We start from the raw sequence: 820 nt of genomic DNA on the forward strand, positions 1-820 counted from the left end.
GCCGATGAGCAGAAGGAGGTGCCGGTGCGATGAGCGTGACGACGTCGCCCCGTCCCAGCTATGACGAGCAGGTCGCGCCCGCCCCGATCAGCCAGGCCGACCTGGTGCAGCTGCCGGACCTGTCCTCCTACGGTGACGTCGAGGTGCTGCAGGAGCCACGGGTCCGCGAAGTGCCGGACGCGGCTACGGCCGAGGAGGTGACCGGCCTGCCCGCTCCCGCGGTGGCGCCGCTGCCGCGCGGCGTGACCGGTGAGCCCCGCTACCAGGTGGGCGAGCAGGTGAGCGCCGAGTTCACCTTCTCGGTCGCCGAGGCCGAGGACGCCGCCGCCGCGGCCGGTGAGACGCTGCCGCCGCCACCACCCGGCCTGGACGGGAACCGGTTCCGGCTGGACGCCGGGCCCGGGGTCGCGGCGGTCTGGGCGGGCAGCAGCGGCGCGCCCGCGCTGGTCGTCGGCCGCGCCGTCGCCCCGACCGGGTACTCCTCCGGCGTCCCGTTCGAGACCGCCCGCGACTACCTGCTGTCGCTCCCCGGCCTGCCCGAGGACGTCGCCGCCCAGCTGCGCGGCTTCTCCGGCGACGGGACGACGCTGCCGCTCCCGGTGCCCGCCGAGATGGTGGCGAGCGACTCCGCCGAGGTGCAGGGCGCCCCGGCGACCATCCTGACCTCGCGGGACGGCACCATGGTCGCCGTGGTCTGGGTGCGGGACGGCGTCGTCACGGCGGTGGCCGGGTCGGTGAGCACCGACGAGGTGCTCGCGGTCGCCCGCGGGCTGCGGTAGCGGCGGTGGGCGCCGGACCCAGCGCCGGGCCGGGCGAGCGC

General features: G+C 77.1%; 1 protein-coding gene. It reads left to right on the forward strand.

Annotated features, from left to right (window positions below; all coding sequences use genetic code 11):
* Positions 1 to 29 precede the first annotated feature (29 nt).
* Positions 30 to 779 (forward strand): hypothetical protein, encoded by a 750-nt coding sequence (locus GFJ45_RS16175; RefSeq protein WP_153399143.1) that lies wholly within the window; start codon positions 30 to 32, stop codon positions 777 to 779.
* Positions 780 to 820: the final 41 nt, after the last annotated feature.

Origin of the sequence: Ornithinicoccus halotolerans, assembly GCF_009602535.1 — a bacterium.
GTDB lineage: Bacteria > Actinomycetota > Actinomycetes > Actinomycetales > Dermatophilaceae > Ornithinicoccus > Ornithinicoccus halotolerans.